This window comes from Aquimarina sp. MMG015 (assembly GCF_018100855.1).
Taxonomy (GTDB): Bacteria; Bacteroidota; Bacteroidia; order Flavobacteriales; family Flavobacteriaceae; genus Aquimarina; species Aquimarina latercula.
In genome coordinates this window covers 59,011-84,832 of the sequence record NZ_JAGJEB010000010.1, presented here as the reverse complement: position 1 = coordinate 84,832, position 25,822 = coordinate 59,011, and the positions used below count along the sequence as shown (strand labels likewise).

The following is a 25,822-nucleotide window of genomic DNA, read 5'->3' as shown; positions in this document are numbered from 1 at the left end:
CAACAGAAAACAAGCTCTTTTCTTTATGATTTAATTAACATTTCAATCAATTATAGTACAAGATCTGTTTGATTTCTAAATACTAAGTTGTTGTCAAACTCATCAAGAAGTATAATACTTTCTGTGGATATTTTACCGGCTAGAATTTCTTTGGATAATGAATTCAACACTTCTTTTTGTATAGTACGTTTTACTGGTCGAGCACCAAACTCTGGTTGAAAACCTTTTACAGATAGAAAATTAATAGCTTCATCAGTTGCATCAAGAGTTATGTTTTGTTCCTTTAACATCTGAGATACATTTCTTAATTGTAATTTTACAATTTCTTTTATGTGTGTCTCATTTAATGGCGTAAACATGATAATATCATCAATTCTATTTAAGAATTCTGGACGTACTGATTGCTTTAATAATCCTAAGACCTCTACTTTAGCACTTTCCATAGCGATATCGACATCTTTTACAGCTTCAAATTTTTGTTGAATGATATGGCTCCCCATATTACTAGTCATAATTATGATAGTATTTCTAAAATCAGCTGTTCTACCTTTATTATCGGTTAATCGGCCTTCGTCTAAAACTTGTAATAATATATTAAAAGTATCCGGATGTGCTTTCTCGATTTCATCTAATAATATTACAGAATAAGGTTTTCTTCTCACGGCTTCAGTTAATTGTCCACCTTCATCATATCCAACATATCCAGGAGGAGCACCCACTAATCTGCTTACGGAATGACGTTCTTGATATTCACTCATATCAATTCTAGTCATTGCGCTTTCATCATTAAAAAGATAATCAGCTAATGCTTTTGCTAATTCGGTTTTACCAACTCCTGTTGTTCCTAGAAATAAGAAAGATCCAATAGGTCTTTTTTGATCTTGCAGTCCTGCACGGCTTCTTCTTACAGAATCGCTTACTGCTTGTATAGCTTCTATTTGCCCAACAACTCGTTTTTGTAATTCTTTTTCTAAAACTAAAAGCTTTTCACGATCACTTTGTAACATTCTAGTTACTGGAATTCCAGTCCATTTAGCAACTACTTCTGCAATATCATCATTGGTAACCTCTTCTTTGATTAAAGAAGATTTACTCTGCTGTTGATTGAGTTGTTCTTGTAATATTTCTAAATTTTCCTGAGCATCTTTAATTTTTCCGTAACGTAGTTCGGCGACTTGTCCATAGTCTCCGTTTCGTTCAGCTCTTTCTGCTTCTAACTTATATTCTTCTATGTTTGTTTTAGTGTTCTGAATAGCATCTACTACTTCTTTTTCGCTTTGCCATTTAGAAAATATCTCATTTCGTTCTTCCTTAAAATTGGCAAGATCCGCATTTAAAGATTTTAATTTTGATTCATCATTTTCGCGTTTAATAGCTTCAATTTCTATTTCTAATTGCATAATCTTACGATCTAATACGTCTAACTCTTCTGGTTTAGAATTAATTTCCATTCTCAATTTAGACGCAGCTTCATCCATAAGATCAATGGCTTTGTCTGGCAAAAATCTGTTGGTGATATATCTTTGAGATAATTCTACTGCTGCAATTATTGCTTCGTCTTTGATTCTTACTTTATGATGTGTTTCGTATTTTTCTTTAATTCCTCTAAGGATAGAAATAGCACTTTCGGTATCTGGTTCATCAACAACAACTTTTTGGAATCTTCGTTCTAAGGCTTTATCTTTTTCGAAGTACTTTTGGTATTCATCCAATGTGGTTGCTCCGATAGCTCTTAATTCTCCGCGTGCTAAAGCTGGTTTTAAAATATTAGCAGCATCCATTGCTCCTTGTCCACCTCCGGCGCCAACTAAAGTATGTATTTCATCAATGAATAATACGATATTTCCATCACTTGAAGTTACTTCTTTTACGACTGCTTTTAATCGTTCTTCAAACTCTCCTTTAAATTTCGCTCCAGCAATTAAGGCACCCATATCTAATGAATAAATCTGTTTTTCCTTTAGGTTTTCTGGAATATCACCTGCAATAATGCGATGTGCTAGCCCTTCAGCAATAGCTGTTTTACCAGTACCAGGCTCTCCAACCAGCATGGGATTGTTTTTTGTTCTTCTGGATAAAATTTGCAAAATCCTACGAATTTCTTCATCTCTTCCAATTACCGGATCTAATTTGCCATTCTCTGCTAATTCATTAAGGTTTTTAGCATATTTACTTAAAGACTGATATGTTTCCTCAGCACTTTGCGAAGTTACACGTTCTCCTTTTCTGATTTCATTTATGGCTTCTTTTAAATGTTTTTCGGTAACACCTTGATCCTTTAAAATTTGACCAATTTTGCTTTTAGATTTAAAAATGGCAATTACTAAATGTTCAATGGATACATATTCATCTTCCATGGATTTAGCAATAATGTTGGCTTCATTTAAAGATTTTCCCGCCTCACGTGATAATTGGATATCTCCGCCACTTACTTTAGGAAAGCTTTCTAATGTACTATCTAATACTTGTTGTAATATATTGATATTTACATTCAATTTTTTCAAAAGAAAAGGGAGTACATTTTCATCTACATTAAATATGCCTTTAAAAATGTGTTCGTTCTCGATTTGTTGATGGCCATAACCTTGAGCAAGCTGTTGAGCTTGCTGGATAGCCTCTTGTGATTTTATAGTGAAATTATTAAAATTCATGAGTAATCTTTTTATTTTGATTCAGTAGGATCAAATAGTATTCCGATGAAAAAAAGATGTCAAAATGTCTTTAAAACTATTGTTTTTGCTGACTTTTTGACTTATTGTAAAGTTACTGATTCTGTTTCGACAAAAAAGCATAATTATCAATTAAATAGAAATCATTTAATTAAGTTTGTAGCTGTATTAAGAAAAGAAATGTATGGGATTATTTGGTAAAATATTTGGATCAGAGGACAAAGAACCTAAAGAAGAAAAGCAAGCACTACCTTGGCAAGAGTTGAAATCATTAGAGCAGTTAGATACGATTGCTAAAGCCTCTGTGACTAAAACACAAGCGATTTTTAAGCATTCTACTAGATGTGGAATTAGTAGAATGGTTATTAAAAATTTTGAAAGTAGTTTTGATCTTTCCGAAAATGAGGTTGATTTATATTATTTAGATTTATTAAATCACAGAGATATATCTTCAGAGATTTCGGCTAAGTTTCAGGTATTTCATGAATCTCCTCAATTCATAATAATTCGTAATGGAATAACAGTACACCATGCTTCGCATAGTGCTATTACACCACAAGTTTTACATCAATTTGTTTAAGAAATGCCGTTGTTCTTTTCGTTAAGAAAAGGACATGTAGTTTTTTGTAATATTCTGGATTCATACATTTTTATATACAGGTGTGTCGACATTTTCCTTGCTCTTCTTTTAGCAGTTTGGGCCTTTTCTCCGTAATACAATTCATCAATTGTTGCAAACCATAAATTTAACCAGATACCAAAATGTTTTTCTGTTATATTCCCATGAAAAGTTGCATCAACTTTTTGATGCACTCGGATAGGATTTCCTTTATATTTGGCTACAAATAATAGATTAGTTTCCCAGAAATCAGTTAATATATTAAGGTGTTCATCCCAATTACTTATTACTTGATTAAAGATTGGGCCTAATATATTTTCCTTTCTTATTTTATCATAGAACTGTGATACTAGGTTAAAAATATCTTCTCTGGTTTCAATATCTCTTTTTTCTATTTGTTTCATAATATTATCTTATTAAGAATAATACCCAAAGTTTAGTAGTACTAAAAGTGTATTGATTGTTAGACTAGCGATTAGTAAATTAAAAACGAGTTTTGGTTTCATTTGAGCAAGAATAGATGCATTAAATGTCATGCAAATAATAACACAGATGGTTAATTCAATTACTTGCATTGAGGATCGTTCTTGCATTAAGATATACATCGCAGCTACAGATCCTAAACAGCTAGATAAAATGATCATTAATGGTATATAGGCCATATACATTTCTCTGAAATCTTTTAATAATTTGGAATACATAACGTATTGTTTTAAAGTTATGTGTAAAGTTATTTCAGGAAAGGAGCTCCAATTTATGATCTCAATCATAAAGGGAAGAAGATTATCGATATATTTTTCGTTCTATGATTACCAATTCTTCTTTTTGTTCTAATTTTTTAACAGCTCTAATCACAGTTTCAACTCTTAGGCCAGTTAAATCTGCCAATTGTTGTCTAGTGAGCTCTATTTTGTAAAGAGAAGAGTTTGTAGAACCATCCTGATTATTTTTTTTGAAATGGTCTAAAATTCTTAGAATTCTGTGTTCCGGTTCTTGGGTTGAAATTTCGGACACCATCATAGCCTTATAATAAAGACGTAAAGCAAGTGTGCTCGTAAATTTATGATGAATAGATGGATTGTTTTCTAAAACTTTAAGAAATGTATCTTTCGGCAATAGCCATACTTTTGCATCTGAAATAGCTTCTGCATTCGCTGGGTAGCTGAAATCTGCAAATAATGGAGGTTCTCCAAAACTTTTCCCTGTATCAAAAATACCTTGTATGTATTCTTTACCATCATCATTATAATTATTCATTTTGATTTCTCCGGAGAATACTTGAAAATAATAACGCGCATTATCACCTTCTTTAAAAAGCTGTTCACCACGGATATATTCTTTTAAGGTGGCTCCAGCTTCTAGTAAGATGTCCTTTGATATCATTCGCTATAATTATTTTAGATCAATTAAAACGATACCTTGTGATAATACCTTTTAACTTATTCTTTAGGTCCTGTCCAGAGTCATAAACCATCTGTTCATTGGTAGGAAATTGAACTGCTTGTAATCCTAAATAACGAATTAAATCATCATCTAGAGCTCTCTTATCTCCATTATAATTGGCGTACACATGTTCAAAAACATAGGTGCTAGATAGTGGGAAAGCATCTAGTAGTTGTTTTGTTTTTAAATTTTTATATTGAACATTACCAGCTACTTGCGCTTCTTTAAACTGTATGAATTCGTAGTATTCACATCGTACAGTAACCATTTTGTCAACTTTGATTTTATTACCTTCTTCATCACGCACAAATTCATCATTTTCGTCTAAAAGATATTCCCATCCATCTTTTATCAATTTTTCTTTTTCTAATTGTCTTTCCCTAATTTGCTCAGGTGAAATGTTTATTTCTCTAAAAGAAACTTCCATTAAATAATCATATTGAATAGAATTTTGCGGTTCATTATGATACACTGTCCAAAGGTCATTTAATCCGTAGGTACTAAAATTTAATAAGTCATCTTCTAGTCTTCTAGGTATAATAACATTGGTGTTGTTTTTCATAGCTACTTTAACAAAATCAGTTCCTTTATAGTGCGCTTCTTCTATTAAATCATTTGTGTTTTTATAATTTGGGCTTATCTTATTTAGATATATTAAATCATTATAAACATTACGATAGTCTGATTTTCTTCTTGCTTTAGATAACAATGATTTCGCACTATCATATAAATAGGTAGATAATTTTTCTTTAGTATCTAAAATTCTTTGATCATAATTATCAAAAGTAAAATTAGCGTTACGTCCTTGTTCTACGTGATAAAGAGGTAATAATGGACGAATTCTTTCTTGTCTATTTTTTAATGTATTATAACAATTATAAATTTTTTCTAGATTAGCTGGATTTCCTTCTTTTTCAAGAAAAGTAATAGCATTTATATCACGATCAACAGCTCTTACGAATGCTTCTTCTAGTATAATAACGTAGTCTTGTCTTCCTTTTTTATTTTTATTTCCTCTCAGTTTTTTTATAGAAGTATTAATTGCCTGATCATAATTACCAGAGTCAAGGTTTTCAAAAGCACCTTTCTTAACTCCGCAAGAAAATGTAAAAACTGTAACTAAAAATAAAAGTAGAATTCTTTTCATAATGTAATACGTTTGGGGGACACCTATTCAATTTTGATGCCAAAAGGTAATAAAAAAACCTCAAAGTAAATTTTGAGGTCTTTTATCTAATGATAGTTTTTTCTATTTCTTGAATACAGGAAGCAGTTTTGTAGATACCTCGCCAAACCCAATTCGGACACCATCTTTTTCGCAATGTCCTCTCATAATAACGGTGTCATTATCTTCGATAAACTTACGGCTACCACCTTCTTTTAGTTGTACAGGTTTTTCTCCTCTCCAGCTTAACTCGAGCATAGAACCATAAGAATCTGAAGTAGGACCTGATATTGTACCACTACCCATCATATCTCCGGAGTTAACAGGACATCCGTTTATCGTGTGATGTGCTAATTGCTGAGACATATTCCAATACATATGTTTAAAATTACTTTTAGAAACAATTGTTTCTTTAGCTTTTTCTGGCTGTATCGCAACTTCTAGATTAATGTCAAAACTTTTATCTCCTTTATATTGTAAATAAGGAAGTTGTTCTTTAAGAGGTTTTGGTCCTGCAACACGATATGGTTCTAAAGCATCTAAGGTTACGATCCAAGGTGATATAGACGAAGCAAAGTTTTTAGCTAAGAAAGGACCTAAAGGAACATATTCCCATTTTTGAATATCTCTAGCACTCCAGTCATTAAATAAAACTAAACCAAAAATATAATCTTCAGCTTCTTCAATCGGAATGGGTTCTCCAAGATGATTAGCATCTGTAGTAATAAACGCCATTTCTAATTCGAAATCAACTAATCTGGATGGCCCAAAAATTGGTTTTTCTGTTCCGTTGATTAATTTTTGACCTTGTGGTCGGTGTACCGGAATTCCTGAAGGAATAATAGAACTACTACGACCGTGATATCCAACAGGTATATGTAACCAATTAGGAAGTAAAGCATTATCAGGGTCTCTAAACATTGTGCCTACATTAGTAGCGTGTTCAATACTACTATAGAAATCTGTATAGTCACCTACAGTGACCGGCAGTTGCATTTCTATTTCATCTAAAGTAAAAAGTACAATTTTACAATGTTCTTTATTTGTTTTTAATGCATCATTTTCAGCATCAAAAATTTCAGCTATTCTATTACGAACTAATCTCCAAGTTTTTTTTCCATCGGAGATGAAATCGTTTAGAGAATCCTGTAAAAATATGTCATCGGTCAATGGAATTTCATCAAAATAACCAAGTTGATGAAGAGCGCCAAGATCAATAGCAGTGTCTCCGATTCTGGTTCCTATAGTTATTACATCATCTCTGGTAAGAAAGACTCCAAAAGGTATGTTTTGAATAGGAAAATCCGTATTCGTTGGAGTTTTTATCCAGGTTTTTCTATTTGGGTTATTTGCAGTTATGGGCATTGTCGTTTTTTTAATAAGTTGTTGGTACTTCTTATGATCAAATATATAATTTTAGAATGTTTTAGATATGTTATTTATGTGAAAGTTAATTAAAAAATGTGATATTTCTAATTGTGAAGAAAATGTTCATATTTATTAATATTCCATTAACTTATTTTAAGGAATGTTCCTATTTTTGGGCATCTATTTTATAAAAGAATAAACATGCAACGCGACGAACAAATTTTTGATTTAATACAGGACGAAAAAGAGCGTCAGATTAATGGATTAGAATTGATTGCTTCAGAGAATTTTGTAAGTGAACAAGTTATGGAGGCTGCCGGTTCGGTATTAACAAACAAATACGCAGAAGGGTACCCTGGAAAACGATATTATGGAGGATGTTCCGTAGTAGATGTAGTAGAACAAATTGCAATCGATCGTGCGAAGGAATTGTTCGGAGCCGAATATGCAAATGTACAACCACATTCTGGATCACAGGCAAATACAGCAGTGTATCACGCTTGTTTAAAACCTGGAGATAAAATACTAGGATTTGATCTTTCTCATGGAGGACATCTTACTCATGGATCTCCTGTAAACTTTTCTGGTAAATTATACAATCCTGTTTTTTACGGAGTAGAGAAGGAGACAGGAAGATTAAACTATGATAAAATTCAGGAAATTGCTACTGCAGAGCAACCTCAGTTAATTATCGCGGGAGCTTCTGCATACTCTAGAGAGATTGATTATAAAAGATTTAGAGAGATTGCAGATAGTGTAGGTGCAATTCTATTAGCAGATATAGCACATCCAGCGGGTATGATTGCAAAAGGAGTAATTGCAGATCCTATACCTCACTGTCATGTTGTGACAACTACTACACATAAAACATTAAGAGGACCAAGAGGAGGATTGATATTAATGGGTAAAGATTTTGAAAACCCATTTGGATTGACCTTAAAAAGTGGTAAGAAGAGAATGATGTCTTCTTTATTAAATAGTGCAGTATTCCCAGGAAATCAAGGAGGTCCTTTAGAGCATATTATTGCTGCTAAGGCAATTGCTTTTGGAGAAGCATTGACGGATGAGTTTTTACATTATATTATCCAGGTAAAGAAAAATGCTGCTACAATGGCAGAAGCATTTGTTAAGAAAGGATATCAAGTAATTTCTGATGGTACTGATAATCACATGATGTTGATTGATCTTAGAAATAAGAATGTAACAGGAAAACAAGCAGAAGAAGCATTAGGAGTTGCAGAGATTACTGTGAACAAGAATATGGTTCCATTTGATGATAAATCACCATTTGTAACTTCTGGTATCCGTATTGGTGTTGCTGCTGTTACTACACGTGGATTAAAGGAAGATGATATGCTGGCAATCGTAGAATTGATTGATAGAGTTATAAATAATGTAGAGAACGAAGAAGAATTGCACAATATAGCAAATGATGTAAATGCAATGATGGCTGATAAACCATTATTTGTGGTATAATATAATTCTTAAAAAGATGTATTTTTAAAATGCGTGGCTAGATGTCACGCATTTTTTTGTAAGAGTGATTTTAAGTTTCTTCTTCCTGCAGGAACAGACATATACTATAGGAAGTGAAAGTATTCTTAAATTTTAAGGTGTCCAAGAGATCCTTAATACTTATTTTGTAATTTCAGATCCGCTTCTTTTCAGCAGCATATTTTATTCAACTAATAAAACCAAAATAACTCACACAAATGAATCTTTTTTTCAAATTCATTATGCTTTTTGTAGTAACATTTAGCATAACTTTTAATGTACATTCTCAAGAAAAACTTAAGGAGAAATCCAAAAATCCATTTAGTGGATTAGCATTTAGAAATATTGGTCCAGCAATGACCTCAGGAAGAATAGCAGATATAGCTATTCATCCAGAAAATGAAAACATATGGTACGTAGCTGTAGGATCAGGTGGTGTATGGAAAACTTCAAACTCTGGAACAACTTGGACTCCTTTATTTGATAAACAAAAGGTATACTCTATAGGATGTGTCACTATTGATGCTAATAATCCTAATACGATCTGGGTTGGTACCGGAGAAAACGTTGGTGGACGTCATGTTGGTTTTGGTGATGGTATTTATGTAAGTCATAATGACGGTAAAACATGGAAAAATATGGGTTTAGAAAACTCTGAACATATTTCTAAGATCATTATTCATCCTGAAAATTCTGATATTATATGGGTTGCTTCCCAAGGTCCACTTTGGAGTAAGGGTGGTGATCGAGGTGTTTTTAAAACAAGTGATGGTGGAAAAACTTGGAAACGTACACTTGGAGATCAAGAATGGGTTGGTGCTACCGATATGCTTATAGATCAAAATAATCCAGATGTTTTGTATGCAGCAACTTGGCAAAGACATAGAACAGTCGCTGGTTATTTAGGAGGTGGTCCTGGATCGGGGCTTCATAAAAGTACCGATGGAGGAGAAACTTGGCAACCACTCAAGAATGGAATTCCTAAATCAAATCTTGGTAAAATAGGATTAGCAATGTCTCCATTTAATGCTGAAGTTATTTATGCAGCTATCGAATTAGATAGAAGAAAAGGAGGTGTATATATGTCTGCTAATGGAGGTACAACTTGGCGTAAACAATCAGATGCTGTTTCTGGAGGTACTGGACCTCATTATTATCAAGAATTAATTGCATCTCCTCATCAGGAAGGAACACTTTTTATGATGAATAATAGTGCTTTGATTTCAACAGATCACGGGAAAACATTCACGAATATGCCTAGATCTAATCAGCATAGTGATAGTCATGCTTTGGTTTTTAAAAAATCTGACCCTAATTATTTATTAATCGGAACTGATGGTGGTTTATATGAAAGTTTTGATCATACCAAAAGTTGGAAATATGTTAGAAATTTACCAATTACGCAATATTTTAAAATAGCGGTAGATGATGCTCTACCTTTCTATAATGTTTATGGAGGTACTCAGGACAATGGATCTCATGGAGGACCATCTAGAACTATTATTTCTAATGGTATCGCAAGTGCAGATTGGTGGAAAACATTAGGGGCAGATGGGGCGCAGACTGCTACGGAACCTGGAAATCCAGATATAACGTATGGAGAATTCCAACAGGGTGCTCTGTGGCGAATAGATAGTAAAACAAGAGAGACTGTCTTTATTCAACCTCAAGCGAGAGAAGGTGATCCATTTGAACGTTTTAATTGGGATGCTCCTATCGTAGTAAGTACACATAATCCCAAAAGACTTTATTTTGCTTCTCAACGTGTCTGGAAATCAGAAAATAGAGGAGATGGTTGGGAACCTATATCCAAAGATTTAACGCTGAATCAAGAACGTGTTACTTTTCCGTATTATGATAAACCACAGAGTTGGGATAATGCCTGGGATGTTTATGCAATGTCTAATTATAATACAATTACCTCATTAGCAGAATCTCCAAAACAAGAAGGATTGTTGTATGCAGGTACAGATGATGGTTTAATTCAGGTAACAGAAGATGGAGGTGCTTCTTGGAGAAAAATTACACTAAATACAATTAAAGGATTACCTACGACTCCTTTTGTTAATGATGTACGGGCAGACCTTTTTGATGCTAATGTAGTTTATGCTGCGTTGGATAATCATAAATATGGTGACTATAAACCTTATATTATAAAAAGTAGTGATAAAGGAAAAACTTGGACATTAATTAATGGGAACTTGCCAAATAAATTACTGATTTGGCGATTAGTTCAGGATCATGTTAAGAAAGATTTATTGTTTGCTGCGACTGAGTTCGGAGTTTACTTTACTTCTAATGGCGGTGTTAATTGGACTAAATTAGAAGGAGGGATGCCAACAATTCCAATTAGAGATATCACAATCCAAAGACGCGAAAACGATTTGGTAGCAGGTTCATTTGGTAGAGGAATATTTATTTTGGATGACATTACGCCATTACGTAATTTTAATAAAAGTATGAATACTACAGAAGCTACTTTATTCCCTGTTAAGAAAGTAGATTGGTATCGACAAGCAAGTAGAGTTGGCAGTCAAGGAGATGCAGAATGGATTGCTAAAAATCCACCCTTTGGGGCTAATTTTACGTATTATATGCCAGCTAAAATCAAGTCTAAAAAAGAGATAAGAAAACAAAAAGAAAAAAAAGGAAATGCTAAATTTCCTGGATGGAAAGCTCTTGAAGATGAAGAAAGACAGGATGGTCCTTTATTGCAATTGGTTATCAAAGATGAAAATGGAAAGATAGTAAATACTGTAAAAGGCACGAACAAAAAAGGTTTTAATCGTGTTAACTGGAATTTAACCTATCCTCGTAAAAATGGAGAACGTTTGAGAGCACCACGAAATACTCGTGGTGGATTTCGTAGAGGAGGAATTATGGTTACACCAGGAAATTATACGGTGACATTATTAAAGCGAATTGATGGTGTCACTACCGTATTACAAGGTCCGGAATCATTTAATGTAACTCCTTTGTTTGAAGGGGCATTACCTAGACAACCATATGAAGAAATGGATAAGTTTAGAGAAGCTACCTTTGCATTCCAACAGGATTTAACCGCAACCAATATCTCATTATCAAGGAGCCAACAAACAGTTGCTGCTATGTTAAGAGCTTTCAACAAAGCAACTACTTCATCTGATGATTTGTATAAGAGATTAAATGAAACTAAAATAGCTTTACTAGACATTGATAAAGAACTTAACGGTGATAAAATAAAGGATCAAATTGGAGAACGATCTAATCCTACGGCTAGTAATGGAGGTTCGTTAGGAAGATTTTTAGGTAATACATATGGTCCAACAGAAGAACATAAGACTTTCTTGAAAACAGTGCAGAGTCAGTTAAAGAAAGTGAAAGCTAAATTACAACCCATTATAGATTCTACGTTACCAGCGCTTGAGAATGAGTTAAAAATTGCTGGTGCACCTTGGATAGAAGGCCAAGGATTAATTAAGAATTAAGTAATAGTTGCTTACATTTCAAAAACTTGGACTTATTTCCATTTTGTTGATGTAATTAAATTTTTAAATAAGAATATCCCCCTTTATTTTTTCAATTTAGGGGGTTTTTGATAGAAGAATTACCCATTAATAAGAAACTAATTATACAATGACCAATGGATAAGGTTAGATATATAGGTTAAATATCCGTAATATTACATTTGTAATACTATTGTTAAAATTATGATGACTAAGGAATATTTTGAAGAATATGCTGAAAATTTAGGTCAATCCCTTCGTTCAGTTGATTCTATAATGAAATTTACCAAAAACACTGCCTTAATTGGACAGTACACTGAAAAAGTTGTTATGGAATTCATTGAAAAATCAATATTACCCTTAAAATTATGTACAGGTGGAATTATTTCTCCTGAATCTTTTCAAAAGGATAAATTACCTCAATTAGACATTATTATATATTCTTCAAATCCATTACCTCCAATATTTAAAATATACGATTTTGCCCTAGTACCTAAAAATAGTGTTTTTAGTATTATTGAAATAAAAAAAACGGATTATGATAAAGGATTAGACGATCTTAAAAAAAAACTTACCAAGCTCAATAAAATAAAACCAAGCCACTGTGGAAAACCCTTAGGTATTATATGTGTTGTAGAAAAGAATAAACCTAGTGGAGAGAATAAATTAACAGAATTAATTAAAAATGAAAACTGTATATATTTAATTGAAAAAAAAGGTGATGAATTGATAATTAATCTTAAAGGAATATTTGAGCTTATAAATTATATAATTGATTGTAGAGTATTGCATTCAAATAATATTAACAACAGTAAAATTTCTGTTGATCATTTATAAAAGTTACTTAACGATAATTAAACTTAATGTAGTTTTTAGAATTTCTCTAAGTTTTATTTTTTTTACTTTGTCTATTTAAACTTATTTGATTGGTTCTAACCTAACGAACTTAAAAATATAAGATAAGCTTAACCAAACACGATAGTTATATAAATATTTAACATAAATTAATTATAAACACTAACTAGATTATCTAATAATGATTATTGTACCATTTCAGTTTAAAGAAGCGAACAGATATTTACTACACATTGTATTTGTCGGTTTGGGTATTGGGACAGCTAATTATATCATGAATGGTAATTTAAATTGGATTCAATGGAGTATTCAGGCTTTAGCGACAAGTTTTATAGTAGGATATACATTAGTAGTTATCATATTGAATAAATCGTGGCTTAAACATTATTTTAAATCAAAAAGTAAATTATATATATTTATACTTATCACTTTTTTTCTAATTGGTGTTTTAGCTACAGAGATAGAACATATTATCAGATCATTAGTTTTTCAAAGTCAACAATTTCTACTCTTTTCTTCAGGTAAAATGTATTTGTATAATGGAATTATCTCTTTGGTTTTAGGTGTTAGTTTTTTTAAAAATAATTTAGTAAAAAATAAAAGTTCCAATTTTGTTGAAAATCAAGTGCCTTTAGATACTTTGAAAAGCAAGGAAACTGAACTTTTAGATTCTGAAAACTGTATTACTAGTATTCCTGTAAAACAAGGAGATAATATTCTTTTATTTCCAATCGAGGATGTGGTTTATTTTGAAGCCTCTGATAATTACTCTTTTGTGTATATCTCAACAGGAGAAAAAAGGCTTTGTGATTATTCGTTACTTTTTCTTGAAAACAGATTAAGTAAAAATTTTTCTAGAGTGCATAGAAAATATATTGTTAATGAAAGTCATATTAGAAAAATAAAACCTCATTTAAATGGTCGGTATATGATCATATTTGAGAGTAAGTTAGCTTCCATTATAAGTAGCAAAGGATATTCGACAACAATTCGAAAGTTAATTAAAATTGAATAACAAGATTAAAAGAAAAAAAATCTCTTTGGTGAGATATTATTAATTTTATTAAAATCGTTCACCCAACTTTATCTATCACTCACCAATAATTTCGACCATTCACCATATTTAACTTTTACAACTGTTTATATTTTAGTTGTTTAGACTCAGTTTAACATTGAAGACGAATTAGTCTAATTAAATAAGTTTAAGATATGGATATATTACACAGGTCAAACATTCTGCTTCATGTCGTAGCAGGCTCAATAGCGTTGTTACTGGGGATTATCGCTTTAGTAACGATCAAAGGAGGTAAGAGGCACAATACAAGTGGGAAGTATTTTTTAGGATTTATTTCTATAGTTATTTTTACTGGTTTGATTGGAGTCTTCGTTTTTGGGAGAAACACATTCTTACTTGTTGTAACGATATTAAGCGGCTATGTTTCTTTTTCTGGATATAGAATATTGCTATTAAAGTCAAATACTCCTAAAATAATTGATGTTATAGTTGCCATAGTTAGTGTTTTGGTTTTGGCTTATTTTCTATATTATTTTAAGTCAATTGGAATGATTTGGTCTCCAATCATAATTTATAGTACAGTAGGAGCATTATTATTTATCGTTACTTATGATTTCTTACGATATCTAATTCCTAAGAAAAAATATAAGAAACATCGAATTTGGGTATATGAACATATTTATAAAATGACGAGCGCTTTTGCAGGGATTTTATCAGCGTTTATCGGAACAGTATTCGAAAAATATCAACCACATAGTCAGTATATTCCATCTGCTCTGGGAATGTTGATAATAATTGGATTTATGGCGTATGTTTATAAATACGGGTTAAGAAGACTACCTAAACAATGAAATTATAATGAAATAGTAAACTGAAATAGATGTTAATAGCCTAAATAACTTCATTTAACTCTATGTTGTAATTTCCTGTTAGAAAAACACGTATAAACACTCATAGCTTCTCATATACCTGTTTATTACCTTGGATATCACTAAAAAAATATAACTACTGATTACCATAATTTGTGAAATATAAAACTGACTTTATGAATTATCAAAATCTATATATGATATTGATATTACTATTTTCTTCGAGGATCATTGCTCAGAATACTCTTCCATCTAAAACCACAGCATATGTAAATTTTAATGTTGGTGCTTCGGAAATTATACCACAAGAAAAATATAAACAACAAGGAGTAACCTTATTAGGATGTAATACTATTATTTCAAATGAAGATATTGAATACTGGAGTGATGCTCCAAGCGGTTTAGAGTGGAACAAGAAGGATCAGGTATTTAAGAACTTACCTTATGGGTATCAAATAGATAAAAAAACAAATGCACCCTATTATGTTTCTAAATATTACATCGCTTCACCACCAGTTTTTCATAGAGATGAAAATGGAAAACCTACAAAAAACACAGAATACGACATTGGTATTGTGACACCAGATCAATTTGTTTTTGAAGGAGAGAAACCGGTACAGCAGGTATATCTAGATTATAATATTCTAAAACTTGTGAAAATAGTATATATTCCTGTTGTTTTTGATGCTTCTTTTGATTTGTGGAATGTTGATGTTGTACCTTTTACGGTAACGTGTAAGGATTTTCCTTGGCTAGATAAAAAACTTTATGAAGATGCTAGGAATGCTTCTGGGATTGGCTCTTTGAACAGGCAAATATCTGAATTAACAAATTTGTTTTTGCCTTATTATGAAGATAATTTTATTACTAATCAAGAGAAACATTTTTTAGATTTTGAAGTGACAATTTTGAATGATATTCTTTTTCATCACGAAATATATTTTAAGGTTGATGGAGAAAAAAGGTATTCTATTAATTTAAAAGAATTTTATAACAAACACAAAAAGGATAAAAAAATGTATATCACCTTATACTGCGATTATCGCGACGAATTGCCATGCGGGTGTAAAGAACCTAACTTAAGTAAACTAGTAAAAAAGACCGAATAGATATATAATTAGGGTAAATCTAGTTGATAGACGGAAAATATTTTTTCTAGTTAAACGGAACCTTGCAAAACGCTATATATTTTTACGAATGTCCCCAGTTTTCTGGATCATCATTATCATTAGGAGATAAACCAATGATATCTCCTGTTGTATTTACTCCAAGCCCAACTACGGTTCTATTTACATAATTGAAATAACTTACTACTTGATTAATTTCTAATATTTCTCCATCTGTTAGTTTATGATTCCTAAGATTTTCGATATCAGATTGGGTTATAGTGCTGTGCGATAATGTCAATTTGTAAGCATATCGTATTCCTTCTAAATACTGATCACTAAATACAAGATCCATTTGGTTCTTTTTAATAGAATCAATCACCATATCGTATTTAGCGTTATCCTTTAACAAACGTTTTAAACCTGCAGCATGATGCTCTACGCAGTACTCGCATTGATTTAAATTACTTACATATACGCCTAGTGTTTCTAAATACCACTTTGGCAAGGTATTATTGGCATTGTGCAATACATTTTTGTATAATCCCATATGTCCAACTAGTGTATGAGGTCTTAGACTATGTATTGATAGTACATTATCAATATTATTATTAGGTCCTTTGACCCGATCATATATTCGTTTTAACTGACCAGTAGCATTTTCGAATGAGATTTCTTTAATCCAACTCATATTAATTGTTTACTTCTTTAAAAAAAGAACTTTGTTTACTAAAAATGGATACGATAATAATGATAAATGATCCTATCATTATAGAAACATCTGCCATATTAAATATTTCAGTTTTTATAATACCCAAATCCATAATCATAAAATCGGTAACTGATCCATATACAATGCGATCGTACAGATTACCAATACCACCACCAATAATGAAGGTGAAGCCTAATATAGTCTCTTTAGAATAGGTAGTCTTGATTAGTATTAATCGCAATAAAAAAACTAAAACAAGTATTGGTAATAGTTGTAATAGAATGACTTTTAAAAAAGGAGCTAAGTCGGATCCAAGACTATAAGCTGCACCACTGTTTTCTACTTTAGTTAAAATAAAATTATCTTTAAACACTTTAATTTTTTGATCAGAAGCAATGGTTTGTCTTACCACGGTTTTAGAAATTTGATCACAACCGATGTTAAGCATTACTAATGATAGTATAAGTAGGATTCTTATTTTTCGAGTAATATTTTTCATACTATAAATAACGATATAAATTATTACATGTATCAACAAGAAAATATCAATCCTTGATTTTCCAGTATTTTTGATAATCTGAAAGAGAAAAAGCAGCATCGTAGGATTGCTTGTTTATAGTACCTTTTTCATCAGAGTCATAATCGATTAGTATCTTCCAAGTATTATTTTCTAGTCGTAGTAATACATGAAACTTTCCATAGAAAAATTTCTTTTCGTTTTTGTCATTGGTATATGATGCTCTATATATTCCACGATCAGAAACTAAAGTATCTGAAGTTATCCTTTCTAACAGTCTAAAATTTATAATTGAAACAGTTGTTTTTGGATTCTTCCATCTTTTTTTATAACCATTTAGGTAATCTTGCACTTTTTTAATTTCTCCTCCACTTCCAGATATTCTGATCATTTCTTTACTATGAATAGAAGCAAATAAAGAATAATCTAAATTTTTAAAGGCTTCAGAAAAATTACCATACATATCTTGATTAATCTTTTGATGGAATATTTCTTCTTGTCCATAGGAATAAAATGTTAGGAATAGAAATGTAAGACAAGTTATTAGGTGTTTCGTTTTTGGCATAACTTTATTTTTTAATCAATTAAAGCATATTTAAGGAATAGTATGAAGCTTTCTTTTATAATATTACTAAAATTATCTACTGGACGATTCGCTAACATTACATAAGTAATTTCTTTTTCTGGAAATGAAATATAGAATGCCCTAAAGCCTCCTTGAGATCCAGTATGTGAAACAATAGGAGTGGTAATTTCTTTATCGATATTAGATCTAAGAATTCCATTTAATCCTAAAAACCAACTATAACCGACATTAGGAGTTGTGGTATCATTCCAATTTGGAGGATTAAAAACGGTTCTAGATTGTTTCACTGTTTCTGCTGATAAAAAAACTTGATTCTGTAGTGCTTTTTCATAATTAACTAATTCATTAATATTACTCCATATTCCACCATTACCAGATGCAGCAAAAGTAGGTACTTCACCATAATCAGATTCTTGGTAAACCCCTTTTTGGTCTTTGTTATAAGCATGAGCAACTCCTGTTTTTGGATGATCTCCATCCGTAATCTTACTGGTATTCATTCCTGAAGGAATAAAGATATTATCAATTATAAATTGTTGCCATTTTTGTTTTGCTACCTTTTCTATGATTAATGCTAATCCGTTATATGATGGGTTGGAATACTTGAATTTTTCGCCTGGTTCAAATAATAGGTTATCTGCCTGCTTTATAGGTTCAAAATTAGCTGTGTCTTTAGCGGTAATGAAATATTCTGGATTTTCTCTAACGTTTCTTAGGTCCGGTAATCCTGAAGTATGTGATAGTAAATGTTTTATTGTTACTTTTTTTGCAATTTCAGGGTTTACGAAATCAGGAAAATATTTATGAATAGGGTCATCAATAGATAATCCTCCTCTTTCTTGAAGTATCAAAATTCCATTAGCTACAAATGTTTTAGAAATAGAACCTGTATTAAATACTGTATTAGGAGTAATTTTTTCCTTTGTTTTTATATCGGAAATACCATATGCTTTCTCAAATATTTTTCGTTTTCCTTTTATTAAAAGTACAGCGGCACCTGGTTCGTTAGTAGGAAACTCCTTAGAGAAAAGAATATCTAATTCCTTACTAATACTATTATCATCTAATAATTCTTCTTGTCCATAGGATTGAAAAACAATTGTTAGAAAAGTAATAACTAAAAATAAGGAGTAGTTTTTAGAAGACATAATAGAATAATTTATGAAGTTACAGAAAACAAAACACAAGATACTAAATCAGGATAGTTAACTAATTTGGGATGATCAAATGTTTTAATTTGTTGCATTCCAATTTTCTTCATTACAGCAATGGAGTTTATATTTGTCTCAGAAGCTACCGAATAAATTGTATTCAACCCTAGATGCTTAAAACCGTATTGTAAACAAGCTACTGCACCTTCTGTAGCATATCCTTTTCTCCAAACTGATTTTTTAAGCCTCCAACCAATATCAACAAAAGTTCCTAGTTCTTTTATGTAAATTTGTTCGCTAAGACCGATAAAACCAATTAATTCTTTAGTTTCTAATAAGTCTACTGCGAAATAACAAAAACCGATTTTACTATACATATGTTGCATACGTAAAATAAATTCTTTTGTTTGTTCTCGTGTAGGTTTAAACGGGAAGAATTCCATGACATCGTCATCGTTATTGATTTCACTAAAAAAAACATCTACATCACTAACATCCCAGTTTCGGAAACCAAGTCTCTCTGATTGAAATAAATATGAATTCATGGGCACTAAAAATAAAGAATGAGAAGGTACATATAATTTAGATAATTGAGAATAAAAGATATTATATTTGATAATTAACGGTTATGGAAAAGAAATATTTAATAAGAACATATTAATGAGAAAATTACAATTTGTTACTTGCTTCTTTCTATTTCGAATTATATGTTTCGCGCAAGTTGATAAAAAAACATCTATTGCAGAAGTTATTAGTGCAGGAGGTCAACTAACCTCTTTATATCTCGATTGCAATGAGTTGGAGGATTTTTCTACGAAAATAAAGAAATTAGAACATATACAATCCTTATATCTGACTGACTGTAATCTAGCGCAAACCCCAAAGCAGATTGTACGATTGAATACGTTAAAACTCTTAAACCTAAAAGGTAATAAGCTTTCTACGATACCCATAGAATTTAGGCAATTACATCAGTTGTCAGTATTAAATTTAAGAGCAAATAAATTAGAACAATTACCTGAATTCTTGATTCAGTTATCGAATCTTAGAGAAATTGATTTGGCTAATAATCCGGATTTAGACATAGCGCAAGCTACTGAAGTTTTAATAGGGCTAGAAAATCTTGACTTTCTATATTTAAGCGAAAATAAGTTAAAGAATATCCCAGACAATTTTATAAATTTAAATAAACTTACAGAATTACATCTTAAAAAAAATCCAGATCTAGATTTAGAGCAAGTATTCAGTGTTTTAAGTGGTATTAATTCGCTTAAAGTTTTGGCATTATCTGAAAATGATCTTACTGTAATTCCTAAAAAATTAAATTCGTTAAGCAGTCTTGAAGGTTTGATGTTAGACAATAATCCTAATCTTTCTATTTCAAAATTAGTTACTGTTTTAAAAGACTGTCCAAATGTTAAAGTGGTATTACTTAGAGATAACAATTTGAAGTTTTTGCCAAAAGATTTAAAGGGATTTTCTTCGCTTAAGGTTTTAGAATTAAGTAAAAATAACTTTTCCCAAACGGAAAAAGAACGTATCAAAAATGAATTATCAGATACTAAAGTTATTTTTTGAAGAATATCTATTATCTCCAAAAACACTTAATGTTATTCTTTTTCTTGATGCTTGTTTTTTAATATTGTTTAATTCTCATCCATTTCAAAGATAACACTTTCATAGGCTCCAATATCCGGAGCGGTAGCACTACGCATAGTTCCTAAGATATCTGTACCCATAGTAGGAGTAGAAGCTTGCCCATTAGCAGCAGAGTCTTCTCCAATATTTAATAGATTATCAAATGGATCTTTAAAGTCAGGATTTTCACTAAAAATAGTATTTTCATATAAACTATTGTTTGTGAAATCATACAACGGGTTATCTAAGAATTGTCCTGTAGGATCTTCAAAACGAATAAGAGAATTGGTAAAGTTGTAATTAAAAATTGTTCCTTCAGCTCTAGTGATACCTAATTCAATATTTTCATTACCATAAATAATACAATTAGTAAAGTTTGCTTCTAAAAGGTTTTCTGTACGAATATCCGTTATAGTTCCATTTTCATCTGTGACCACAAATATATTATCAAATGCTACTGCTGGAGTATCCCTAAAACTAGTATTCCAATAGTTGGCAAATGTACAGTGATTAAAATTATAAGTACCACCAAAAGATGCGTATAATGAATTTATTCCTGAGTTGTTGATGACTAAGTTCTCTCCCGAAATATTAGCAGTTCGTGCTAATATTCCATATGCGGAATTATTGTAAATCTGAGAATTAGTGATAGTAAGTGTAGGATCTGCTCCTCCATCATTAGAGTCCATAATAATACCTGCAGAGCCATTCTTTATAGTTGCATGATTAATAAGGTGTCCAGTACTTCCAGCAGTGAGCCAGATAAATGCCCATTGACCAGGAATATCACTAAAACCAGGCTCTAATCGATCACTTTCGAAAATTACTTCGTTTTCTAATAAATCAGGATCACTACTCACATCTCCATTTACCAATAACGTAGAGTTATTGGCTGCTATTATTCCAGATTGATCATGAAAATGTATTCTTGCTCCTGCATCAATAGTTAAGGTTCGATCTGGAGGTATAGCTGCGAAACCATAAATCACATAAGGCTTTTCGTTAGTAAAATTTAATTGATCATCTTCTAGGAAAAAGCCTTCTATCCTTATTTCTTCCATATTATCATCTTCTCCTAAAAGCAATGTCTCTACAATACCGTTTTCATCTCTAGATGGAAATAGAAATACAGCGTCTTTAACTAAAGTAACTAGATCTACGTCTTGCTGACTTCCATTAGGGTCAAAAAGAATACGATCTGTATATATAAACTCTAAATCCCCTGTCTGTTGTGCTATATCTGTTGTGGTTTCTACAAAAACAAAAATACTGTCTTTAGCTAAAACCTGAATGTCTTCAAAAGACTTACCAGGAATTCCATCTACATTTAATCTATAATTGGAAGTTTCTCCACGTTCTAAAGCAATACTAGGAATCGTAAAATCATCATTAGTTCTATTATATACTTTAAAACTATATGTACTAGATCCAATATTAGTAAAAATAGTATCTAGAAATAGAGTATCTGTAGAGAATTGTAGATTTCCAGTACTTGGTCCAGATTCAAAATCTTTACGACAAGAACTCCACAAAACTATTATAGCAAGAAGAAAAAGAGATGATAAGTAGCGCATTATTTAATAGCTGTTTTTTATTAAAATTTGATTGACAAACCTACTCAGAGAAATTACTAATTTCTAATAAGTTTATCAATGGACTAAATGTATAACTTTTTAATCACTACTAATATTGCTTTTTTAATAAAAATTTGACAAGATCTTCGCTTCTGTAAGAAGCAAAACATTTGTACATTTGTTATTCGAATTTAATATGCCAACGTAAAAATCTCTTATGAGTACATATGATGTAGCCGTAATTGGCTCTGGACCTGGTGGGTATGTTGCAGCTATCCGTTGCGCACAACTGGGAATGAAAACTGCAATAATCGAAAAATATTCAACACTTGGTGGGACTTGCCTTAATGTAGGGTGTATTCCTAGTAAAGCATTACTAGATTCTTCTCATCATTATGAGCATGCGGTAAAGCACTTTGCTGATCATGGAATTGAAATTCCGGGTGATGTAAAGATCAATCTTGAAAAAATGATTGCTCGTAAGCAAGCTGTAGTTGATCAAACCACAGGTGGAGTTGATTTCTTAATGAAAAAAAATAAGATTGATAGGTATGAAGGTGTTGGATCTTTTAAGGACGCTACACACGTAAATATTACGAAATCTGATAATTCTGTAGAAACAATTGAAGCTAAGAATATAATCATAGCTACTGGTTCTAAACCATCTTCTTTACCTTTTATCAAGTTAGATAAGAAACGAGTGATCACTTCTACAGAGGCTTTAAAGCTTAAAGAAGTACCTAAACATATGGTTATTATCGGTGGAGGTGTAATCGGATTGGAGCTAGGACAAGTATATCGTCGTTTAGGAGCTGAGGTTTCTGTTGTAGAATATATGGATAGAATTATCCCTGGAATGGATAAAGCATTATCCAGAGAACTACAAAAGGTAATGAAAAAACAAGGAGTGAAGTTTTATACATCGCATAAGGTTACTGGAGTAAAGGCTACAGCAAAACAAGTAACGATTACTGCTGATGATAAAAAAGGAAATCCTGTAGAGTTTAAAGGTGATTATTGTTTGGTATCTGTTGGTAGAAAACCATATACCGATGGATTAAATACTGAAGCTGCAGGAGTAAAGTTAACGGATAGAGGACAGGTAGAAGTAAATGATCATTTACAGACTTCTGTAAGTAATATCTATGCCATTGGTGATGTAATAAAAGGAGCAATGTTAGCTCATAAGGCAGAAGAAGAAGGAGTTTTTGTTGCAGAAATATTAGCTGGACAAAAACCACATATTGATTATAACCTGATTCCAGGAGTAGTATATACTTGGCCAGAGGTTGCTGCAGTTGGTAAAACTGAAGAAGAACTTAAAGAAGCTGGAATTAAGTATAAATCTGGACAATTTCCGTTTAGAGCATTAGGTAGATCAAGAGCAAGCGCCGATTTAGATGGGTTTGTGAAAATTCTTGCAGACGAGAATACAGATGAGGTATTAGGAGTTCATATGGTTGGTGCACGTTGTGCTGATCTAATTGCCGAAGCTGTTACTGCTATGGAGTTTAGAGCATCTGCAGAAGATATTAGTAGAATGTCTCATGCACATCCTACCTTTACAGAAGCTATTAAAGAAGCAGCATTAGCTGCAACAGATAATAGACCATTACACGTTTAAAAAGAACTTTTTTAAATCTTATATATCATCCCACTTTTAATTAGAAGTGGGATTTTTTTATATGTTCTCTAATCTATTTAGAACTTCAGTTTTATAATTTCTACTAATAGGAATTGATTTGTTATTAAGAACTAATTCTTCATTAGAGAAAGAATCTATTTTTTTAATGGAAATAATAAATGATCTGTGGGTTCGCATGAATTGTTTTACGGGCAGTTTAGCCTCTATGTTACTAATAGTTTCTCTGGTAACAATAGTTGCATTATCGCAATGAATTTTTAGATAATCATTATAACTTTCTATATAAATAATCTCTGAGAAATCTATTTTTTTCATTCTTCGGTCCGATCTTACAAAAATGAAATCGTTTACTACTGTTTCTGGAGTTTTTGTTAAAGATACTTTATGATGAGTTTCAAAATAATTATTTACTGCATTTAATAATCGTTCGAAAGAAATTGGTTTTAGTAAATAATCTACTGCATGTAGATCAAAACCTTCTATAGCATATTCTCTATAAGCAGTGGTAAAAATAATCTTAATTTCTTTATTGATAGATTTAGCAAATGAAATTCCAGATATTTCAGGCATATTAATATCCAGAAAAATAAGATCCACTTGTTTCGAATTAATGTGATTAAATGCTTCTAAAGCGCTATTACATATGGCAACAACTTCTAAACGATCGATTTTTGCTATATGACTTGCAATAATATCTCGAGCGGTAGGTTCATCATCTACTATGATGCATGATATTTTAGAACTCATTAGTAGGTGCTTTTAAGTTTTTTAATATTAATTGTACGGTATACCAGTTCTGATTCTCTAAAATGGTAAGTTCATGATTATCTTTATATACTAATAATAATCGCTTTTTTATATTATTTAACCCGATTCCTTTTTGGCTTTTTTCTGTAAAAGAGTGAATAGAATTTTTTATTAAAAAATGAATTTCATTATCGATATATTTTAAATGGATATAGATAGATAATTTTTGATCTACAATTTGGCCGTGCTTAAAACTGTTTTCTACAAATGGAATTAATAGCATCGGAGCTATTTGTATAGTGTTTTTTATGTTTTCTACCTGTAAAGAAATGTCTAGAACATCACTAAATCGCATTTTTTCTAAGGCTACATAGTCTTCAATATGATTTATTTCTTCTTGTAATGAAACCAAAGGTTTGTCGGATTGATACAATAAATAATCTAATAAATTAGATAGTTTTAGTATCATTTCTGGAGTGTCATCGGATTTCTTTAGTGCAAATCCATATAACGTATTTAAAGTGTTAAATAAGAAGTGAGGATGTATCTGCATCTTTAGATAATTCAATTCTTGCTCCTTTAGTTTTAGTTGAGCTTCTAGAATTCTGTTTTTAAGTTCTTGATTAGCTGTTCTGGACTTATAGTTATGTTGCGCTAGATTTAATGCACTTGCTATAAAAACAACAAAATAGACTGCAATAAATAGGAAAAAAGGACTTCTGGTCATAGGTGCCATTCCTTCATATTTTAGTGATGATAAAAAAATCAATCCATAAAAAAAGGAAATTACTATAAAAAAGGTAGAAATGATAATTGTATAAATACAATAAATTATAAATAGAATATATTTTTCATTAATTAAATATTTAGGTATTAAGATGTCTGTTACAGCATATGTAGTTCCTATTGTTACTGGCATTAGAAATAGAGAAAAGGAGAAAACATAACTGATATCATCAGTGTTGTAACCAAAAAAATAGGTATAGGAAAACAATACTACCACCCAGAAAATAACGTGTAGTAATATGGAAGCAATTTTTTTAAGAATTGTATCTTTAGAGATCATATTGGAGTACAATATCAGTATTTTTTACTTTTCATAATGTATTTTTGGGCGAATAACCATTTTAATGACCGTTATAACATAATAAAAATGGATGTTTC

24 protein-coding genes are annotated in these 25,822 nt (G+C 31.3%); 10 read left to right on the top strand and 14 right to left on the bottom strand.

Features of this window, described 5'->3' with window-relative positions; genetic code table 11:
• Nucleotides 1-50: 50 nt before the first annotated feature.
• Nucleotides 51-2,651 (bottom strand): ATP-dependent chaperone ClpB, encoded by a 2,601-nt coding sequence (gene clpB, locus J8L88_RS18010; RefSeq protein ID WP_211061480.1) that lies wholly within the window; start codon nt 2,649-2,651, stop codon nt 51-53.
• 45 nt (nt 2,652-2,696) lie between these two features.
• Between clpB and J8L88_RS18005 the strand changes: the two genes are divergently transcribed.
• Nucleotides 2,697-2,870, top strand: coding sequence for a hypothetical protein (locus J8L88_RS18005; RefSeq protein ID WP_155839699.1), 174 nt, complete (start codon nt 2,697-2,699; stop codon nt 2,868-2,870).
• Nucleotides 2,854-3,249, top strand: coding sequence for a bacillithiol system redox-active protein YtxJ (ytxJ, locus tag J8L88_RS18000; protein WP_027393621.1), 396 nt, complete (start codon nt 2,854-2,856; stop codon nt 3,247-3,249). Before J8L88_RS18005 ends, ytxJ begins: the two co-directional genes overlap by 17 nt.
• Here ytxJ and J8L88_RS17995 read toward each other — a convergent pair.
• The 5 genes from J8L88_RS17995 to fahA all read right to left on the bottom strand — a co-directional run bounded on the left by J8L88_RS17995 (nt 3,246) and on the right by fahA (nt 7,261).
• Nucleotides 3,246-3,692 carry a group III truncated hemoglobin gene (locus tag J8L88_RS17995; RefSeq protein WP_051336163.1) on the bottom strand — a complete coding sequence of 149 codons (447 nt, stop codon included), beginning with the start codon at nt 3,690-3,692 and terminating at the stop codon, nt 3,246-3,248. The genes ytxJ and J8L88_RS17995 overlap by 4 nt on opposite strands.
• A gap of 12 nt (nt 3,693-3,704) precedes the next feature.
• Entirely contained in the window at nt 3,705-3,989 is a 285-nt protein-coding gene (locus J8L88_RS17990) for a hypothetical protein (protein WP_035085628.1), read from the bottom strand.
• Between the two features lie 82 nt (nt 3,990-4,071).
• The gene (locus J8L88_RS17985) at nt 4,072-4,671 is read right to left on the bottom strand and encodes a Crp/Fnr family transcriptional regulator (RefSeq protein WP_027393623.1); all 600 of its coding nucleotides are present in this window, start codon (nt 4,669-4,671) and stop codon (nt 4,072-4,074) included.
• Nucleotides 4,672-4,690: 19 nt separating this feature from the next.
• Nucleotides 4,691-5,878 (bottom strand): hypothetical protein, encoded by a 1,188-nt coding sequence (locus tag J8L88_RS17980; RefSeq protein WP_118385899.1) that lies wholly within the window; start codon nt 5,876-5,878, stop codon nt 4,691-4,693.
• Nucleotides 5,879-5,980: 102 nt separating this feature from the next.
• The gene (fahA, locus tag J8L88_RS17975; RefSeq protein ID WP_027393625.1) at nt 5,981-7,261 is read right to left on the bottom strand and encodes a fumarylacetoacetase; all 1,281 of its coding nucleotides are present in this window, start codon (nt 7,259-7,261) and stop codon (nt 5,981-5,983) included.
• A gap of 204 nt (nt 7,262-7,465) precedes the next feature.
• On the opposite strand from fahA, the gene glyA reads away from it, so the two are divergent.
• The 6 genes from glyA (at nt 7,466) to J8L88_RS17945 (ending at nt 16,091) form a co-directional block, all read left to right on the top strand.
• On the top strand, nt 7,466-8,740 hold the full coding sequence (gene glyA, locus J8L88_RS17970) for a serine hydroxymethyltransferase (RefSeq protein ID WP_118385900.1): 1,275 nt from the start codon (nt 7,466-7,468) through the stop codon (nt 8,738-8,740).
• 236 nt (nt 8,741-8,976) lie between these two features.
• A complete protein-coding gene (locus J8L88_RS17965) occupies nt 8,977-12,225 on the top strand; it encodes a sialidase family protein (protein ID WP_233557639.1) in 3,249 nt (1,082 codons plus the stop codon).
• A gap of 222 nt (nt 12,226-12,447) precedes the next feature.
• Entirely contained in the window at nt 12,448-13,080 is a 633-nt protein-coding gene (locus J8L88_RS17960) for a DUF6602 domain-containing protein (protein ID WP_155839700.1), read from the top strand.
• Between the two features lie 199 nt (nt 13,081-13,279).
• Nucleotides 13,280-14,113 carry a LytTR family DNA-binding domain-containing protein gene (locus J8L88_RS17955; protein ID WP_051336164.1) on the top strand — a complete coding sequence of 278 codons (834 nt, stop codon included), beginning with the start codon at nt 13,280-13,282 and terminating at the stop codon, nt 14,111-14,113.
• Nucleotides 14,114-14,307: 194 nt separating this feature from the next.
• Complete coding sequence (locus J8L88_RS17950; RefSeq protein ID WP_118385901.1) at nt 14,308-14,964, top strand: hypothetical protein; 657 nt, start codon at nt 14,308-14,310, stop codon at nt 14,962-14,964.
• Between the two features lie 194 nt (nt 14,965-15,158).
• The gene (locus J8L88_RS17945; protein WP_211061479.1) at nt 15,159-16,091 is read left to right on the top strand and encodes a hypothetical protein; all 933 of its coding nucleotides are present in this window, start codon (nt 15,159-15,161) and stop codon (nt 16,089-16,091) included.
• An 82-nt stretch (nt 16,092-16,173) separates the two neighbouring features.
• On the opposite strand, the gene J8L88_RS17940 is transcribed toward J8L88_RS17945, so the two are convergent.
• From J8L88_RS17940 to J8L88_RS17920, 5 genes are read right to left on the bottom strand one after another with little or no spacing between them, the layout of a single operon-like run.
• Nucleotides 16,174-16,779 carry a carboxymuconolactone decarboxylase family protein gene (locus tag J8L88_RS17940; RefSeq protein ID WP_027393630.1) on the bottom strand — a complete coding sequence of 202 codons (606 nt, stop codon included), beginning with the start codon at nt 16,777-16,779 and terminating at the stop codon, nt 16,174-16,176.
• 1 nt (nt 16,780) lies between these two features.
• Nucleotides 16,781-17,299, bottom strand: coding sequence for a signal peptidase II (gene lspA, locus J8L88_RS17935; RefSeq protein WP_211061478.1), 519 nt, complete (start codon nt 17,297-17,299; stop codon nt 16,781-16,783).
• A gap of 46 nt (nt 17,300-17,345) precedes the next feature.
• Nucleotides 17,346-17,882 carry a nuclear transport factor 2 family protein gene (locus J8L88_RS17930; RefSeq protein WP_211061477.1) on the bottom strand — a complete coding sequence of 179 codons (537 nt, stop codon included), beginning with the start codon at nt 17,880-17,882 and terminating at the stop codon, nt 17,346-17,348.
• A gap of 11 nt (nt 17,883-17,893) precedes the next feature.
• Nucleotides 17,894-19,051: a serine hydrolase gene (locus J8L88_RS17925; RefSeq protein WP_211061476.1), complete on the bottom strand. Its 1,158-nt coding sequence runs from the start codon at nt 19,049-19,051 to the stop codon at nt 17,894-17,896.
• 11 nt (nt 19,052-19,062) lie between these two features.
• On the bottom strand, nt 19,063-19,599 hold the full coding sequence (locus J8L88_RS17920) for a GNAT family N-acetyltransferase (protein WP_118385906.1): 537 nt from the start codon (nt 19,597-19,599) through the stop codon (nt 19,063-19,065).
• 115 nt (nt 19,600-19,714) lie between these two features.
• On the opposite strand from J8L88_RS17920, the gene J8L88_RS17915 reads away from it, so the two are divergent.
• Nucleotides 19,715-20,632, top strand: a complete 918-nt coding sequence (locus J8L88_RS17915; protein ID WP_211061475.1) for a leucine-rich repeat domain-containing protein — start codon at nt 19,715-19,717, stop codon at nt 20,630-20,632.
• 68 nt (nt 20,633-20,700) lie between these two features.
• On the opposite strand, the gene J8L88_RS17910 is transcribed toward J8L88_RS17915, so the two are convergent.
• Nucleotides 20,701-22,266 (bottom strand): hypothetical protein, encoded by a 1,566-nt coding sequence (locus J8L88_RS17910; protein WP_211061474.1) that lies wholly within the window; start codon nt 22,264-22,266, stop codon nt 20,701-20,703.
• A 217-nt stretch (nt 22,267-22,483) separates the two neighbouring features.
• On the opposite strand from J8L88_RS17910, the gene lpdA reads away from it, so the two are divergent.
• On the top strand, nt 22,484-23,890 hold the full coding sequence (gene lpdA, locus J8L88_RS17905) for a dihydrolipoyl dehydrogenase (protein WP_118385909.1): 1,407 nt from the start codon (nt 22,484-22,486) through the stop codon (nt 23,888-23,890).
• A gap of 57 nt (nt 23,891-23,947) precedes the next feature.
• Here lpdA and J8L88_RS17900 read toward each other — a convergent pair whose 3' ends face one another.
• Nucleotides 23,948-24,658: a LytTR family DNA-binding domain-containing protein gene (locus J8L88_RS17900; RefSeq protein ID WP_211061473.1), complete on the bottom strand. Its 711-nt coding sequence runs from the start codon at nt 24,656-24,658 to the stop codon at nt 23,948-23,950.
• Nucleotides 24,648-25,724, bottom strand: coding sequence for a sensor histidine kinase (locus tag J8L88_RS17895; protein WP_211061472.1), 1,077 nt, complete (start codon nt 25,722-25,724; stop codon nt 24,648-24,650). The genes J8L88_RS17900 and J8L88_RS17895 overlap by 11 nt, the downstream gene beginning before the upstream one ends.
• Nucleotides 25,725-25,822 lie beyond the last annotated feature (98 nt).